Annotated in this window: 15 protein-coding genes and 2 pseudogenes; 5 read left to right on the top strand and 12 right to left on the bottom strand. The window is 62.0% G+C overall.

Annotated elements, in window-relative coordinates; all coding sequences use genetic code 11:
- Positions 1-31 precede the first annotated feature (31 nt).
- Positions 32-1,045 (bottom strand): hypothetical protein, encoded by a 1,014-nt coding sequence (locus LOC59_RS03660; RefSeq protein WP_229970643.1) that lies wholly within the window; start codon positions 1,043-1,045, stop codon positions 32-34.
- 90 nt (positions 1,046-1,135) lie between these two features.
- Here LOC59_RS03660 and LOC59_RS03655 point away from each other — a divergent pair, with 90 nt between their 5' ends.
- Positions 1,136-1,720, top strand: a complete 585-nt coding sequence (locus LOC59_RS03655; RefSeq protein ID WP_227915465.1) for a TetR/AcrR family transcriptional regulator — start codon at positions 1,136-1,138, stop codon at positions 1,718-1,720.
- A 257-nt stretch (positions 1,721-1,977) separates the two neighbouring features.
- Here LOC59_RS03655 and LOC59_RS03650 read toward each other — a convergent pair whose 3' ends face one another.
- The 11 genes and pseudogenes from LOC59_RS03650 to LOC59_RS03600 all read right to left on the bottom strand — a co-directional run bounded on the left by LOC59_RS03650 (position 1,978) and on the right by LOC59_RS03600 (position 11,407).
- Entirely contained in the window at positions 1,978-2,535 is a 558-nt protein-coding gene (locus LOC59_RS03650) for a dihydrofolate reductase family protein (RefSeq protein ID WP_227894396.1), read from the bottom strand.
- A gap of 112 nt (positions 2,536-2,647) precedes the next feature.
- Positions 2,648-3,001, bottom strand: coding sequence for a DUF1801 domain-containing protein (locus tag LOC59_RS03645; protein WP_227894395.1), 354 nt, complete (start codon positions 2,999-3,001; stop codon positions 2,648-2,650).
- Between the two features lie 628 nt (positions 3,002-3,629).
- Positions 3,630-4,343, bottom strand: coding sequence for a UPF0158 family protein (locus LOC59_RS16735; RefSeq protein ID WP_227915466.1), 714 nt, complete (start codon positions 4,341-4,343; stop codon positions 3,630-3,632).
- Between the two features lie 119 nt (positions 4,344-4,462).
- Positions 4,463-4,759 (bottom strand): hypothetical protein, encoded by a 297-nt coding sequence (locus LOC59_RS03635; protein WP_227915467.1) that lies wholly within the window; start codon positions 4,757-4,759, stop codon positions 4,463-4,465.
- Positions 4,760-5,627: 868 nt separating this feature from the next.
- Positions 5,628-6,665 carry a serine hydrolase domain-containing protein gene (locus tag LOC59_RS03630; RefSeq protein WP_227915468.1) on the bottom strand — a complete coding sequence of 346 codons (1,038 nt, stop codon included), beginning with the start codon at positions 6,663-6,665 and terminating at the stop codon, positions 5,628-5,630.
- Entirely contained in the window at positions 6,662-6,892 is a 231-nt protein-coding gene (locus tag LOC59_RS03625; RefSeq protein ID WP_227894391.1) for a hypothetical protein, read from the bottom strand. Before LOC59_RS03625 ends, LOC59_RS03630 begins: the two co-directional genes overlap by 4 nt.
- A gap of 684 nt (positions 6,893-7,576) precedes the next feature.
- Entirely contained in the window at positions 7,577-7,933 is a 357-nt protein-coding gene (locus LOC59_RS03620) for a hypothetical protein (RefSeq protein WP_229970641.1), read from the bottom strand.
- Positions 7,934-8,081: 148 nt separating this feature from the next.
- Positions 8,082-8,367 (bottom strand): annotated as a pseudogene (locus LOC59_RS03615) (integrase core domain-containing protein); the annotation flags it as partial.
- 176 nt (positions 8,368-8,543) lie between these two features.
- On the bottom strand, positions 8,544-9,110 hold the full coding sequence (locus LOC59_RS03610) for a hypothetical protein (RefSeq protein WP_229970639.1): 567 nt from the start codon (positions 9,108-9,110) through the stop codon (positions 8,544-8,546).
- 191 nt (positions 9,111-9,301) lie between these two features.
- Positions 9,302-9,784, bottom strand: a complete 483-nt coding sequence (locus tag LOC59_RS03605) for a hypothetical protein (RefSeq protein ID WP_229970637.1) — start codon at positions 9,782-9,784, stop codon at positions 9,302-9,304.
- Between the two features lie 410 nt (positions 9,785-10,194).
- Positions 10,195-11,407 (bottom strand): annotated as a pseudogene (locus tag LOC59_RS03600) (IS110 family transposase).
- Positions 11,408-11,883: 476 nt separating this feature from the next.
- Here LOC59_RS03600 and LOC59_RS03595 point away from each other — a divergent pair.
- From LOC59_RS03595 to LOC59_RS03580, 4 genes are all read left to right on the top strand, one after another.
- Positions 11,884-12,558, top strand: a complete 675-nt coding sequence (locus tag LOC59_RS03595; RefSeq protein ID WP_229970636.1) for a hypothetical protein — start codon at positions 11,884-11,886, stop codon at positions 12,556-12,558.
- 453 nt (positions 12,559-13,011) lie between these two features.
- Positions 13,012-13,458 carry a hypothetical protein gene (locus tag LOC59_RS03590; protein WP_229970634.1) on the top strand — a complete coding sequence of 149 codons (447 nt, stop codon included), beginning with the start codon at positions 13,012-13,014 and terminating at the stop codon, positions 13,456-13,458.
- A gap of 133 nt (positions 13,459-13,591) precedes the next feature.
- Complete coding sequence (locus LOC59_RS03585; protein ID WP_229970632.1) at positions 13,592-13,822, top strand: type II toxin-antitoxin system Phd/YefM family antitoxin; 231 nt, start codon at positions 13,592-13,594, stop codon at positions 13,820-13,822.
- A gap of 97 nt (positions 13,823-13,919) precedes the next feature.
- Entirely contained in the window at positions 13,920-15,461 is a 1,542-nt protein-coding gene (locus LOC59_RS03580) for a recombinase family protein (protein ID WP_229970630.1), read from the top strand.
- Positions 15,462-15,492 lie beyond the last annotated feature (31 nt).

Genomic DNA, 15,492 nt, shown 5'->3' with positions numbered 1-15,492 from the left:
AAGGGCGGTCCCAAACCGGAGCGAAAACGGATCAGGCCTGCTGGAGCACGGCTGCGTTCCCGGTCTTTGCATCCTTGATGCGCGGGCCGGCGAACCACAACACGACCCCCATGAGGACCCATACGCCCAGGGTCAGCGCAGCGGCCCCTCCCCCGGCGCCGTCGAAATAGGCCACGGCACGCACCAGGGTGCCGGCGGCACCGGGCGGCAGAAGCTGGCCGATCATGGCTACCCCGGCGGGGAGCCACTGGGCACCGGTCGCGATCCCGGCAAACGGGTTGCCGACAAACATCATGGACATGGCGGCAATGGTGAAGCCCTTGGTGCCGAAACATTCGTTGAGTCCGGCAAGCGGCAGCGCCAGTGCCGCGATACCGAGAGCGACGCTGGCGGCGACTGGAACCAGGGGTCCTTCGATACTGCCGAACAGGTACTTCAGGACCGCGGCGACCACGAACCCGCCGGCCACCGAAAAGCCGGTGAGCCCGGCGAAAATCCACCAGCGCTTCCCGGCCAGCATGGACCGGAATGCCACGGCCGGCACTATGCCGCCGAAGACCAGAGGGAAGGCCAGGCCGCCAATACCCACGCCCGTGGGGTCCCCGGAGGGAAGCGGGACAACATCAATGACATCTGCTGTCTGTCCCATGCTGCCGGCCATCGTGGCGCCGGCACTGCTGACGGTGGCGGAGACTGCGGTTGATCCGGCGCTCGCCACGTAGACCTGCAGATCCCCGGGATCGGAGAAGTCCAACCCGCCCACAATCTCCCGGTCCCGGACTCCCTGCTGCAGGTCAGCGGCACTCTGGTACGGCTGAAGCACGAAGGCACCGGGCTGCTGTGCATCCAAAGCCGCGGAGACCCTGTCCGAATCTTCCTGTGTTCCAACGATGCCCAGGCCCAGATCACGCGGTCCGGAAAGAAGCGAGGGCGAGATGAAGAGCATCAGGAGCGCCAGCAGGATTAGCGAGAGTCCGACGGTCAGTCCGGCCCAGATGGCTGCGTGCTTGCGGTGGCTTCCGGTTTCCCGGGTGGAGGTGGTCATGGAACTTCCTTCTTAGCGGAGGAACTTCCTCCGCTTTCACCGGACGATATTCCTCCGGTTTAGACTGAAGGTCAAATCTAAGGAGTTCGGATGAGGGCTGACGCTGCACGCCGGAGGCAGAACATCATCACGCACGCCAAACACGTTTTTGCCCAGCGGGGCGGCGACGTCGCGCTGGAAGCTGTGGCCGCGGCCAGCGGCGTCGGCATTGCCACCCTGTACCGCAACTTCCCGTCCCGCGATGACCTTGTCCGGGCTGTGGTGCAGGACATGGTGGAACAGATCATCCAGGCGGTGGATCAGGTTCGAAGCGTCGTGGAAACTGATCCCGCTGCGGCGTGGGAGGACCTGCTGTCCAGCCTGACGGCTATGGAGCTGGGTGCCCTCACGGACGGGCTCGCGCTGCAGGCCGGATCGGCCCACACCTTGGAAGCCACTCCCCTGGCGCAGGTCCAGCAGCCCGCTGTGGAGGCCCTGAACGGTGTGCTGGCCGAGCTCAAGACCCGCGGTGCCGTCCGCGAATCCCTCACCGCACTGGACGTGATCGTCGCCGTCGCGACGATCACCCGGCCGCAGGTCTCCCCGATCCGCGGAGCAGCACCCGGTGTACCGGCCCAGCTGGCCGAGGCGTACCTGCTGTGGACGCGTGCGGGGAAAGAGGACGCAGGTTCTTAGCCCTGGGGAAGATCCGGGCCACACAGGCCGGGCGCTTTCAGCGGCCGCAGCATCTCTCCGACGGCGGTGAGTTGCGGTAGTGCGGCGGCAGCGCGTCGAGGTGGAACGACTAGAGGCTGATAGTGCCGGCGCCGGTTGTTCCACGTCGCCTATCCTCACAGCGTCGGTTCCGCGACGTCAGATGGCGGGGCGGAACCTGATCCGGGACGTGCCGTCCGACGAGTGGGCGTTCCGGTCCGCTGTGGCCGGGTGGCAGCTCAGTCAGCCCGGCGGTAGTGCACGGAGATTGCACCGTTGCTCATTGGGTCGGCGGAGATTAGGTCCAGACGGCGTGTGCTGGAAAGAAGATCCTGATACAGGGTGGGGCCATGCCCGGTGATCATGGGGTGTACCAGGAACCTGTACTCATCAATAAGGTCCAGCTGGTCCAGGGCTGACGCGAGCTTGCCGCTGCCGAGGAGAACGCCGTCGGGCGTCTGGTCCTTGAGATCCTGCACCGCGGTGCGCAGGTCGCCTTCGAGGCGGTGGCTGTTGTTCCACGGGAAATCGCTGCGCGTCGCGGACACTACGTACTTGGGTTTGTCTTCCAGGGTGACTGCCCACTCGCGGATCGCTTCTGGCGCCTCCACCTCTCCGCGGGCGACCAGCGGCCAGTAGCTCTCCATCAACTCGTATGTGGTGCGCCCCCAGAGCATGGCACCGGACTCGTCCAGAAGCCGGGTGTAATGCGTGTGGGTCTGGTCGTCAGCGATCCCCTCCTGATGGTCGACACAGCCGTCCAGGGTGACGTTGTAGCTGAATGTCAGGGAGCCCATGGAGCGATTCTAGGTCTCTGACCCTCCCGTGGAAACCCAGCTTCTCCAGCGGCCAGCCCACCGCCGACGGCGCTCCGTGCCGTAACGACGCCGGCGGAGGGCGGGACCCTGCTCAGTCGAGAACTGACCGGACGATCTCAGCGATGCGCTTTTCCGTTTCGGCGTCGATGGTTTCGAAATACCAGGCGGCAGGCATAAGCGTGCCGTCCGGGCCGCCGGCGGGGCGGAACTGCGCCTTTTCGGTGACCGCCAGGTTCAGGCGTTCATCATTGCGCAGGGTGAGCAGCGCCGGGGATCCGGCAGACGCGGCATACGCGGGCATGCCGTACCAGATACGTGGTTTGAGACCCGGGGCCGCGTCCATGATGACGTCATGCACCCGCTGCATCAGCCCGCACTGCGGCTCATCCATACCCGCGATCTTGTCCACGACCTGGGCCAGGTTCTTCTCGTCTTTCGATGACATCTCGCGTCCTTTCGTCAGCCGACGCCGCGGCGTCGGTGCAATGAAGCTGGCGCATCAGTGCGCCGCACTCCATCGGGACGTGTCCTGGGGAACCAGGCCTCTCCGCGATGATTCACGTGGTCTTCACGTGGAAGCGCATTCGGTGGCGGGGCCACCGGCAACAGGGTAACCCTCCCTGCGATCGGATGCCATGGGTCTCGGGTAGGAGGAAGGCCCGGGATGCGATCAGCATCCCGGGCCCCTCAAGCAACCGTTTGAAACCGAGACGTTGAAGCGGAACCTGTCCCCCGTGAACGGCGGTAGGCGGAGACCGTTGGCACTAGCGGCCTGACCTGGGGCTATGCGCTTCACGACGTTGGCCGTAGTTGGTAGTCCTTGGTTCTAACTGGGGCAATTCGGGGGCAACGCACCTGCCATCACCCGATTCGACAGGCGAAGAACAATCGTGTCGGACCGAGCCACGACCTTCTCAATACGAGCGGCTTGCACCAGTGTGGATCGGACCTGTTGGTGAGCGGCAATCACGGTTGGCAGCGTTGACATTGGGTACCCAATTTCAATCTGGGGGGCCGCCGGGGGACGCGGACGCGGATTTGGACAGACTGGAAGCCGACGGCGGCGGGTTGAACTAGCCGCCCGGCCGGGCGGCTGCCACGGCGACGGTGTAGCGCTCGCCGGCCAGCCACGACCGTGCCCGGCCGAGGTGTCGCTCCTCGGAGTACGCGAGCCACTGATCCAGCAGTTCCGGCCATCGGGACAGCTCGTCCTTAAAGCGCCGAAAGGAGCCTCGTCCGATGAGGGCGCGGCTGAGCGAGTCGATGACGAACGAGTCGCTCACGGTATCGATGAACAGCTCCATATCTCGATACGCAGTTCGCGAGCCCTGGTTCGCCACCCAGAGCCAACGCTCTTCGTCGTCTTCGTCCTCCTCGCCAACCTCGACCGCATACTCGATCGCGGGCTGCGGCCACACCTCCCCCGTGCGGAGATCAACCCGACCGCCGCCGTCGACGGGGTCGCCCTCGAGCACGCCTGCGAGCTGATCGAGGTCTACCGGTATCGCCCACAGCAACCGAATTGGCCCCGACAGCAGACGCGACTCCAGGGCGTTCGCGAGCTCCTCGTCGCCTTCCCATCCGCGGTCACCCAACAACGCCACGCACCGGCGAGCGACCTCCTCGGCACCTGTGACGCGACCAGCCAGCGCAGCGCCGAGCCCGTCGCCGATCAACTGCAGCACGTTCTCGGGCCACGGCGTCCCCTGGAGAAGGGCAACCAGCGCCTGGCCGTCGCCGACCGCGACAGTCGATCGCAGCTCCCGCCGCTGCTCCCTGCCTTGCACCGCTCCATTCTGCGGACCTGCACGGGATCTGCAACCACCCCAGCGCAGATCCGAGTCGAGGAGGACGACCGCCGAGGCTCCACGGTCGACCTCTCATGCCGACGAGCGGACGGATGCCGCTACTTGACCGACTCCCACCAATCAAAGATTCGGTCGATGACGTTGGTGGTGACGAGCCAAGGCTCCAGGCCAAGGTGATCCGTCAGTTCGTCGCGGAGGAAACCTGCGATCTCGTACCGAGTGTCGCCGCGGAGAAGGTGTGAGATCAGCGGATCGCGGATGCAGTCGTACTCATCCACCGGCCCCGAGCCGTCGTCCTCATCGTCCGGGTCGAACACGCCGATCGGGTCCCACTGGTTCAACAGGTCGCGCAGTTCTCGTTGCGTCCGCCGAGCCCAGACCGCGTCATGTTGCACGCGGCGAGGCTACAGAGGAAACACACTCATCTGCCGCTGCGCGTGCGGTGTCGTGCGGGAGTCGAGCCGTTTGTGGTCCGTCCTGCGGGCTCCAGATGTTGCTCGTCAGGGATGGGCACGCCATCCCGGAGGGTTTAGGCGGTCGAGCAGTGCAGCCACCTCTGGCTCCGTGCGGCAAGTCAGGTCGGTGAGGTAGTCAACGACGTACTCGACATTCCTGTACCGGCCGTCACGCGTGTCACTGAAGTGGATGGCGACGGTGCCTTCACTGGGGTTGATGGCGAAGTCGCCCTCGCCGAACCCGCCAGTAGGGGCGACTACGTCGCGACACTGGGTGAGCCTGGGAACTGCGGCGGGGACCGCGCGCGGTGTCGCGGTGCGATCGGCCGCATCGGAGTTCGCAGGGGACGGAGTGCGAGGCGGGGGTTGCGGTGCTTCTTCTTGCTCGTTGCCATTCGTATTGCACGCGCTGAGCGCTACGCCGCTGACGAATAGCACGAGGACACACGTTCCTGCCCGACCCGACATCATCCTCATGAGATGCACCGCCGCACGACTTTGTTGCCTGTATGCCGCCGCCTAGTGGTTCCGCCCGACCGTGCCGTACATCGGGCTCCGCTCGACCATGCGCTGACGGTGCGCTTGCGTGCCGAGATCCGGTCGACTTGTGGGCGATCTTGCTCGTGCAAATGGCTGCGCTTGACCCCGGCCGCCCACGATCGGCGTCGGTTAGTTGAGGCGATCATCCGTTGCATCCGGAGTCGTGCGCCGCAGGGCGGGAGCACGTGAATGCGCGGGATCCGTTGGCTGACTCCGCCGACTGCGACCGGTCGCTACTTCGCCGAGCTCTCTACCCACGTCAGGTCGGTCAGGCGGCGGACGGGACGGGATCGGACCCGAATCCGGGTCCGGAGTCGATGATCTGCCCGAGCAGCTTGAGGCCGGGACGATCCACGGGTCGGTTGTTGGCGTTGAGGATCACGACTGCGGCGCCGTGTTCGGGGGCTATAGCCAGCAGGCTGCGATATCCACCCGTGCCGCCACTGTGGAACATGACTCGATGCTGGGTGCGGGGCAGGTTGGCTGCGATCCAGCCGGGATGGATCGCAGCTCGTGCGTTGATGCGGTGCGCGGTCGTGCGGTTGAGAGCGATCGCTTCGGCGAGTTCTTCGGGGGCGGGGCCGAGGTGGGCCCGCGCGAACCTGAGCAGGTCGGGAACCGTCGAGTGAAGGCCGCCGGCACCGGCGAGGGCGGCCAGGTGCCACGGTGGGCGTGGTCGTCCCGTGCGGGAGTGACCGGGGGCCAACCGGGCTGCACCTTCGAGATCGAGGACCACGCGGGTGTCTGTCATGCCCAGATGCCGGCAGATCTCGGCCTGGACGAGCGAGTCGTAGTCGGTCTCTGTGTGGCGTGCCAGGGCGAATCCGAGCAAGCCGGCGCCGAGGTTGGAGTAGCAGAAGCGGGTGCCGGGCACCGATCGCAAACGGGTGCGCCGCAACCCGTCCATCAGGAGCTCGCCGGTGCATCCGGCGTAGGGGTCTGCTCGCAACAGGCCCCGTGGCAGGGTCCCCTTGGGAAGCCTTGGTAACCCAGAAGTGTGGGAGGCCAGGTGCCTCAGCCTGATGACCTCGCCGCCGCGCTGGGGGGCCGTGATGTCACTAGGTAGGAGGTCGCTCAGGGGTTGGTCCAGCCCCACGACGCCGCGCACGGCGAGCTGGGCCAAGGCGAGCGCGGTGAACGTCTTGGTGATGGAACCGATCTCGAACTGCGTGCCGGGATCTGCGCCGTGCACTGCGGACTGCCTGCCGTGCAGCGCACCCACCACCACGACACCACGCTGTCCAGCGCCGAGTCGTTGCGCTGTTCGTCCTGACAGATCGTCAAGGAGCGAGTTGATCATCGTCATGCCTCCGTGCGGCCGAACAGGTGCCGGCCCCCGTACTTCTTGTGGACGGCTTGCTTCGAGACGCCGAGCGCCTCGGCAATCTGCGCCCACGTGGTCCCAGACACGCGGGCACGGTGGACCAGGACCTCTTCGTGTCCTTCCAGTCGGCGGCGCAGCGCGGTTGCTTCGCGCAACGCTTGAAGGGGATCGGTGTTCTCAATGATGCAGGCAAGATCAACATCGGTCATGCGGTCAACATTAGTTGACTTTTCCAGCAGAGTCAACTTACATTGACGCGCCGCGAGTCACGTATCGCCAGATGGCGCCGGTTGGCCACTCGAGCCGGCCTGCCCGTGCGGAGTGCGATTTCGGGTGCGTCATACCCCCGCGATCGAGCCACACCGGCCAAGGCCTCATCGACGACAGCCAAGTGCACTCAGTTGCGCTCGATCATCGCGACCGCAACTCTCCCCGACTGGGCCGTCCCCGCGACCACGTGAGGTCGCTGTCAGGGCACTTTTCTGACACATCGTCCTCAACTTTTTGCGGACTAAATGCGGACTAACCAGACCTCGCAACGCTCTGACCTGCGGAAACAGGCCGATTCAGACGTTGAAGCGGAACTCCACCACGTTCCGTAACCGAACAACCTGTGTTGCACCGCGCATTTTTGTGAGAAGGAATCCTCGATGCCAGAACGGAGCTGTGGTGACTACGCCGCTTCGCGCGCAATCCGATCCGCATAAGTGATTAGGCTCGTCACGAGCATAAGCACCTGGACGCAGTTCCGCTTGCTGAACTGCCGTGAAGAGACACCATGGACACTCGCGTGACGCGAGTAGTAGTGGGGCACTTTGTCTCCCCTGTGCTTCCAAAACCCCTCGTGTGCGTTCCAAACTGGCAGCCAAACAAGTGCGGCCCGGACGCCCATCTCATCGATAGCTTCTGGAACGCCCGCGCCTTTCTTGCGATTGGTAATGACGCTTTCTACCGTTTCGGTCGGGATAGAAGCGGTAGATCAGGGTATCCAGCGTGACGGTAAACATCGCCTGAGCGGAGCGAGTGTGACCGGCGCACATCGCACCGAGGCCATCGAGAGTAAACCCGACCTCGTCGCTGACCGCCTCATGGTCAGCGCTCTTGAGTGCCGCAGCACAACCCAGCCGAGTTCCCATAAGGCGCTGGTCGTCGTGGTCGGCCAAGTTTTGGGGATCCCCTTCGACGTCCTGAGGATCGCGCTCGTTGCCGGACTCACGTTCACCTTCATACGCCTCGTCGCTGTGTGTCACAGGACATTCCACTCCTTCGATACCGACGCGCAGCTTGGAGAATCAGACTATCGACTCACAGTAGGGAAAGATTGCCGTTCCGGAGCGGCCCTGACGAAGAGTCCGACGCAAAGCATAGGACTACACCGGCATTTGTTGACTTGGGGTCTTAGGCCGCTATGAGCGCGGTCCGGTTGATTGTTTTATATTCGATGGGCCTGAGTTTTCCCAGCCGTCTTCGCCGTCGCCCGGCGGTGGTAAGTCCTTTCGATTCAGGTTGTGATGGCCACCCGGAGTTCCTGCCGGGTGCCCCTCCGCTGACGATCCAAGACGTTCTTTTGCAGCAGCGCGAAGAACCTTTCCATCGCGGCGTTGTCCGCACGCACCCACTCTACCCATCGAGCCTGTTAGCCCGTTGTGCCGGAGCGTTCAACGAACCGGCGAGGATGGAATTGGCCGAATTCAAGGGGTCGAAGGAACAGGGCCGGAGCCGAGGCCAACCATCGGCCAGCCGTGTACCTAACCTCTCGGGTCAACACAGCTAGCGCACCTGTGCACGGTTCACCTGCCCGAATGCGGCGGAGCTTCAGGGACGACGCGCTGGTCCGCGGCCCCCTCCAGAAGCCTGATCTCAGCGGCTGGTTTGAAGCGCCTCTGTATAGAGTTTCTGGTCATTTCTTGTTTCAGCTGAAACGACCAGGTGGCTGCTGCTGAAGCGATGTGCGAAGTAGCCGGAGTAAGGCAGCACGACGATCGTCGTGAGCCCGTCTTGCCATGCATCAATGAGCGCCGAAAGGCTGTCCTGCTCGGCGTGAGATGGGAAATTCGGCATCGTCTGCCTATCCCAGGTGTTGAATGCCACCAGGTCCACCCCATCTTCACCGTATTCCACGGGCCAGAAAGGTGGCACGATCGGATGCAGGTCCTGCCCGGGGCTGGAGGCGTTCTGCATCTCGTTCTGTGAGAGAGGCGCTTCTTGGACCTTGCTTACGTTGAACCAGGACCAGCTGCGGTCCCATTGCTGCTTCCAGCGGGCATCCCAGACTGCACGGCTCGGTGATTCCGGGATCTTCGACGAACCCGTCTCAGGCACAGGACTGAGTTCGGGAATTTCCACATCCTGGGCGACCTTCCAAGCCTGGCGGATGAAGAGCAGCATCTTCAGGTTCTGCGCGTGGTCGTCAATCCTGATAGTCATGTCTTTTGGCCATTCAATCCGCCGCTTCAGCCTTGCTCCCCACATAGTGTCTCCTTCGCTTCCGTGCCGGACCGAGACGGGTATAGGACGTCCAGCATTGCACCCGACATATTGTTAGTAAAAGGTTAGACCCATGCCCAAGGCCCGATCGCAGGTACTCAGTGCGATCGGGCCTTAGAAGATGCAAAGAGTTACGAGTACCAGAGATCCCCAGGAGTCATGGAACCGCAGACGGCACCAATTCTGGTAGTGACAGAGCCAGTTGAGACCCACCCGTTGTAGGGCTTGCCAGCGAATGAGATGGAACGGCTGGTAGACCAGTTGCCGATTAAGGGTGCGAGCCCGTCAAGGTTGTAGACCTGGTAACCCGACGATGATGACACTGCGACCCGCCACGTGTGCTTAAACGCCGCACCGAACCACGGCTTTATGGAGTACGCCGTGAAGAAGCTCTTACCCGCCCCGGTAAGGGTGGCTGTCCCGCAGTTGCCGTCGACGGTATCCATAATGCTCACGTCGCCTGATGCCGGAGCCTCATTTGGCAGGTAGAACGCACCCTTCATTGAGCCCTTGGGCTCTGTTGCCGGAATCGAGTACTTCACCCCCCGGTCGTCGGTGCGAATGTCGTAACCGTTCTGCTTGGCCACCTCTGCGTCAAAGCCGATAAATTCCATGTCGACTGTAGTTTCAGATGCGTTTTGCAGTGGAGACTCTTTAGCTGTTGCCGGCGCAAGTCCGACTCCGACAAGCAGAAGTGCGGACGCTGCGACCGTTGTGAAGGCACGCCGAATTGACCTGTTTATCACGTATCCCCCTAGATAGGACTGCCAGGGTTGGCAGGTGCCGCTGAGCCCATTCACTTGCCAACAAAGAGTAAATAGTCCAGCGCCAACTTTTATCCAAAAACTTTGCCGAGGCTCATGGAAGTGTAGACACCGTAGATAAATGAACGAGGTTCTTATTTACATTATCGGATTTGGCCGCTCGGGTGATTTGACCGTTCGTGGAGGAACCAGATCGCAGAGGCGCCGGCGTGCGGTCCGAGCAAGTCTGGGCCTCATGGGGGGTGCCTGTATGGTTTTGGTCAAGCTGCTGAAGGAAGATTCTTGGCCGCTGAATCTTCATAGAGGGTTCCGTCGCGGAGCATGGCGAAGAGGACATCAGAATGGCGCAGGGCGAGGGCAATGAATGCTTGGTTGTGGCGTTTACCTTCGGAGCGTTTGCGGTCGTAGTACGCCCTGGACGGTGGATGATGCAGGGCGGCGAAGGCTGAGAGGAACAGGGCTCGTTTGAGTTTCTTGTTACCGCGCCGGCTCGGATGCTCACCGCGTATGGAGGTTCCGGAGCGGCGGGTGACCGGTGCGATTCCGGCGTAGGAGGCCAAATGGGCGGCGGAGGCGAAGTGTTTGCCGGTGACTTCGGTGAGGATTCGTGCGCAGGTCCTGACGCCGATGCCGGGCATCGAGGTCAGGACCTCGTGAAGAGGGTGGGCCTCCACGAGAGCCTCGACCTGGGAGGCGATCTCGTCTCGTTGCCGGCGCAGCGCCAGGAGCTGCTCGGCAAGCTTGGGCAGCACGATGCCGGCCGCGCCGGTGCCCACGACCACGACCGTCTGTTCACCGAGTGCGTTGAAAATAGCTTCGGTGAGGCGATCGGCAGCCCTTGGTGCGTGTTTCTTCAACCGGGCTCTGACGTGTCCGCGGCCTGCGGTCTTCAACGCCTGTGGGGTTGGATACCGGGTGATCAGGTCTGCCACCGCCGGGTGGTCCAGGTGCGGGCCCAGTGCCCGCTCCAGGGCGGGATGGATCTGGGTGAGCAGTCCGCGGATCCGGTTTGAGGTGGCGGTGATCTGAGCGGCGAGGTCATCATCGAAACCGCAGAGCACGCCGAGCTCGGCCAGGGTTTCATCGTCCAGTTCCACCGACCGCAGCGTATGCGGCATGGACCGGGCGGCTTCGGCGATGATGGCCGCGTCCCGGGCATCGGTTTTTGCCTTACCCGGGTGAAGGTCCGCGATCCTCCGCATCGCCAGGCCCGGCAGGTAGCCCACGGCAGCTTCGGTGGCTTGGGCTACTGCGACGGGCAGGGCACCGATGGTTGCCGGCTGATCCACGACGACCAGGACCTTCCCGTGGCCGGCGAGGTTGGAGAGGACGTCCCGAAGTTTTGGTTTTCGTCCTGCGGCAGGCCTCATCGTAAAGCTTCTTCCCTGCCCTGTTCAGAGCCACGGCGTGGTAGCCAGTTCCACCGACGTCCAGGCCAAGGAAGATATCGTTGCTCTCTTGCTCCAGAATCATGATTACCCCCGGTAGCTCGTGCTGAGGCTGGTCAGGACGGCAGGAACCGCATCCACGTTACGAAGGTCCCGTCATCGTGCCTCTATCAGCGATCAACCGGCCGCCAAGTCGGTTCCGATGGCAACACCCCTCGGATCATCGGTAACTGGGGGCAAAAACCATGTCGGAACCGACCGGCCAACACACCCATATCCTGCAACAGGAACCGGGTCACGAAAAAGGCAACGGGGGCAACCAAGCTGCTTCGAGCAGTAGGTTTGTTCCCCGCCACACCAGAACACTTTTTTGAGGGATCAGTGCACGCTAATTTTCGCTGATATTTGAGTAGGTTATTGCATTTTTCTATATATCTCTTGTGCTTAACGTGGTTCGAGGAAGCATTCATCTACGGATTTGGCGTATTAGAGTCTTTGAGTGAAAGGAATTCTTAGTACATCTGTTTCTGACGTCGAGCCCCTTTACGAGGAGGAACTCTCTTGACTGATCAGGAGGTTCAGGAGATTGCAGAGAGAATCGCTCAGGGCCTTGAAGGCCTGGCGCCGCCGGATCCTTGGTGGTTACCTGATGCCGTTACATTGGCCTCGTTCACCTTGCTGATAGCAGCTCTGGTGTTCGCCACAGTCTCATCACTGAACCTGAGGATTCAACATAGCATCTTGGAGCCGGCCGCTAAGGGGAAGAAGTGGCGGCTTCCGCGTTGGCGATGGGACGGTGCGGCTTCGGACCTGTGGTGGTCACGAGCTCAGTGGGCGCTGGAAGCGGTAACTTCTCCAGGCCATAAGAAGTACTTTTATGGGATGGTCATGCTGGAAACCCTCGCCACGAGCAACGACGGCAGTCCGGCCGAAAAGGCCATACTGGATACCGTCTGGAAAGCATCCCTCACGGGGATGGACGACGAGGAAATCACCCGCTTACTTGAGGACCACCAGAAGAAAGCGTCCCTTTCCAGCCAAGGGCTTTCTGATCAGGCTTCCATAGCCAACGGGCACCCTGAAGCAGATCCATTCGTAGACCCTTCCGACCGGATACTGCTCGGAAGGGAGATCCTGGCGGCACGATTGAAGGGTTCCCTCGACAAAGAGCTGAACCGCCATACATCTCCGGCAGTTGAACAATTGGCGGCCATGCCGCTGCCGCCCATGGCTTGAACTCCATGCAGGACTCCAAACCTCTCACCAGAGATGGAGGACTCTGACTCCGTGACCAGGCCGGGCCACGCCCAAGCACCGCACCCCGCAAGCAGCGAGAGAAAGCTCATGACTCAGTTCACGAAATACAGCCGGTATGGACATGGATACGTAACGAATACCAGAGCCCGCAAAGTCCTGGCGGCCAGGTCCAAGCTGTTACTGGACGCTCAACTGGGCCTCGAAAGCCTGCCGGCATTGAAGCGCATGGCTGGCCGGAAGGTCCCGCTTGTCATCGAATCGAAGCACCGGTCACGGCAGTTCCAGAAGGATACCGTCAGCTCGGATCCGACCGGCAATCGGAAAGGACTCCCCCATGAACCATCTCCCGCTGAAGATCCGGCAAAGCCCGCTGCTGCGACGGCGCCCTGGACCTCAGGGGAGGACTCCCATACACAATCCGTGGCTGTGCCTGTGAGTGCTGCAGCGTCCAAGGTCGCCTCGGTAACCACCATGCCCACCGAGGAGGAGCATTCGGGGAACGTCACCCTGTACCTGCCCAAGGACTTGAACCAGTGGCTGCGCGACTTCCATGACAGTTCCCTCCTCTCTTACCCCGACATTGTCCTGAACGCGATCAGCTGGGCGGCTTCCAAAGAACAGTTCGGCGGGATCTTCGCGCCGGAGAACAGTACCCTTCCGGTCAACGATATCTTCGGTCGGGCACCGATGCTCCCGAAGAAGCCAGACAGCTCAGGCCCCCATTCGACACGCCCGATGCGCTTCCGAAAGGAGCACATGCGACGGATTATGAGCCTGGCACGCCCGTGGACAGGTGATAACCGGAATGCGTTCTTCATCGGAGTGCTCACTGCGTACAAGGACCACCAGATCCGCAGTTTGGTCACACCGAGTGACTGACCCGGGTTCGCCAGCTCCGGATAATCCCGGTAGCGAGACGGGGATCCTCGCCATCGACTGTTGAACTCGATGAAGTCCCTGCTGGGTCAATTTTGGGAAATATAGTTCGTTTGAAAGAAAGGGAAGACTTGTGATGACCATCCCTGCCGACGAGGCCAGTCGCAACCTTGGCTACCTCATCGAGCGTGTAAACCGAGACCACTCTGCCGTTGAGATTGTCTCGGAGGACGGTTCCGGCATTTTGATGGCAAAGAATGAATACGACGCTCTGGTGGAGACGAGTTACCTGCTCAGTTCACCCAGGAACGCTGCGCGTCTCATGGCGTCGCTTAGGGAAGCTAGGGACAGCAGGGAGACCGATTGATGCCTGTCCGCAGAATGCCCTCAGAGCGACTCGTTGTTGGCATGTCTCCCTGCATAACACGACTTATGCCAGTTCAGCCGCCGAGTAGCGTGGTTCCATGAGTTCCGAACAACGCCGTGCGGCGATTTATCTGCGTATCTCCCAGGACCGGGAGAACACGCGTCTAGGCGTGGACCGGCATCGTGAGGACGCTCAAGCACTCATCGCGGCCCGTCGTTGGTCGGTCGTCGACGTCTACGAGGACAACGACGTCTCCGGCAAAGGCCACAAGAAGCGACCTGCCTTCGAGAGGCTCCTCAAGGACGTTGAGTCTGGGCTCATCGACGTGGTCGTGGCGCAGGAGTGGCCCCGGCTCGAACGCAATCGTGCAGATGGTGTCCGGATCATCGAGGCAGCCCAGCGCCACCATGTTCTGCTGACATTCGCCAAGGGCTCCGACATTGACTGCACGACGGCGGCAGGGCGCTTGTCGGCCGATATGTTCTCGGCAATTGCCCGCAACGAGATCGAAGTGAAGGCGGAACGGCAATCGCGGGCGCAACGCCAGCGGGCCGAGCAAGGGAGACCTCCGAAGGGAGTCCGCCCGGTTGGCTATGCCACAAACGGCGAGGTGGTGGACCGCGAAGCAGAAGCCGTAAGGAAGATCTATGCCGCATTCTCCTCAGGGGCATCCCTCCGGGCGATTGCAGCAGCGTTGTCTGGGCAGGGAAACAATCTTGCCGACACCCCGGCCCTCCCCCGGCATAACCGGACTCTCATGATTGAACGCAATTTGCGCCGCGTCGAAGAAGGGCTGGAACCGCGCCCCGTTCCAGACGACCGCCCGTGGACGCCGTCGACTGTCTTAGGCATTCTGCGCAATCCACGATATGCCGGATACAGCACCTACACGCCGAAGGACGTCCTCGCCAACGGTGATCGTCGACGATCATGGCGCGCCCAAATACTGCTTAACGAAGACGGTGAGCCGGTCCGTGGCTCCTGGGACCGCATTGTTGACGTCAATTTGTGGGAGGCGGTCCAAGACCGGCTCGACGACCCGGCCCGCGTCACGAATCGGGTTGGCACCGACAGGAAACACCTCGGCTCCGGTCTGTACCGCTGCGGGATCTGCGACAAGCCCGTAAAGACACATGGACAGCGGTACCGCTGCGAAGGCCACGTCATGCGCTCCCGAGAGCAGGTCGACGACTTTGTCATTGAAACCGTCCGACGGCGGCTGGCGGTCCCAGAACTTCTCGATCTGCTGCCCTCTGCAGACGGACCGCGCCTGAGAGAGCTGAAAGAGCAGATCAATGAGCACCGCGCGAAGATCCGAAGGGCGCAACGGGATTACGATCAAGAGCTTATCGAGGGTTTTGATCTCAAACGCATTAGAGACAGGGAAAATGCTGCGATAGACACTTTGGAGGTAGAACGCCTGGCACTGACCGTCTCCAGTTCAGCTCATACGGTCCTCACTGCTTCAGACCCGGTTGGAACTTTCGACGCTGCTGACCTTGGGCTACGCCGGAGCACGATCGCTGTCCTAGGAGAAGTTCATCTTTTCTCCCACCCACGGGGCGTCAAGAAATTCGACACTGATTCGCTCACAATCACTTGGAGGGATCAATTGCCAACTAGCCCCTCAGTGCTTTAGGGTAAATGTCGGACAAAGGTAGCCCGAATAC

This window comes from Arthrobacter sp. zg-Y916 (assembly GCF_020907385.1).
In the GTDB taxonomy this organism is placed as follows: domain Bacteria; phylum Actinomycetota; class Actinomycetes; order Actinomycetales; family Micrococcaceae; genus Arthrobacter_B; species Arthrobacter_B caoxuetaonis.
The sequence above is the reverse complement of the archived record's forward strand: the minus strand, read 5'-3'. Positions and strand labels throughout refer to the sequence as shown.

Excerpts from the sequence above, each read along its gene's own strand:
- LOC59_RS03660 (WP_229970643.1), bottom strand. The coding sequence starts at position 1,045 with ATGACCACCTCCACCCGGGAAACCGGAAGCCACCGCAAGCACGCAGCC.
- LOC59_RS03655 (WP_227915465.1), top strand. The coding sequence starts at position 1,136 with ATGAGGGCTGACGCTGCACGCCGGAGGCAGAACATCATCACGCACGCC.
- LOC59_RS03650 (WP_227894396.1), bottom strand. The coding sequence starts at position 2,535 with ATGGGCTCCCTGACATTCAGCTACAACGTCACCCTGGACGGCTGTGTC.
- LOC59_RS03645 (WP_227894395.1), bottom strand. The coding sequence starts at position 3,001 with ATGTCATCGAAAGACGAGAAGAACCTGGCCCAGGTCGTGGACAAGATC.
- LOC59_RS03630 (WP_227915468.1), bottom strand. The coding sequence starts at position 6,665 with ATGACGATGATCAACTCGCTCCTTGACGATCTGTCAGGACGAACAGCG.
- LOC59_RS03625 (WP_227894391.1), bottom strand. The coding sequence starts at position 6,892 with ATGACCGATGTTGATCTTGCCTGCATCATTGAGAACACCGATCCCCTT.
- LOC59_RS03610 (WP_229970639.1), bottom strand. The coding sequence starts at position 9,110 with ATGACTATCAGGATTGACGACCACGCGCAGAACCTGAAGATGCTGCTC.
- LOC59_RS03605 (WP_229970637.1), bottom strand. The coding sequence starts at position 9,784 with ATGGAATTTATCGGCTTTGACGCAGAGGTGGCCAAGCAGAACGGTTAC.
- LOC59_RS03585 (WP_229970632.1), top strand. The coding sequence starts at position 13,592 with ATGACCATCCCTGCCGACGAGGCCAGTCGCAACCTTGGCTACCTCATC.
- LOC59_RS03580 (WP_229970630.1), top strand. The coding sequence starts at position 13,920 with ATGAGTTCCGAACAACGCCGTGCGGCGATTTATCTGCGTATCTCCCAG.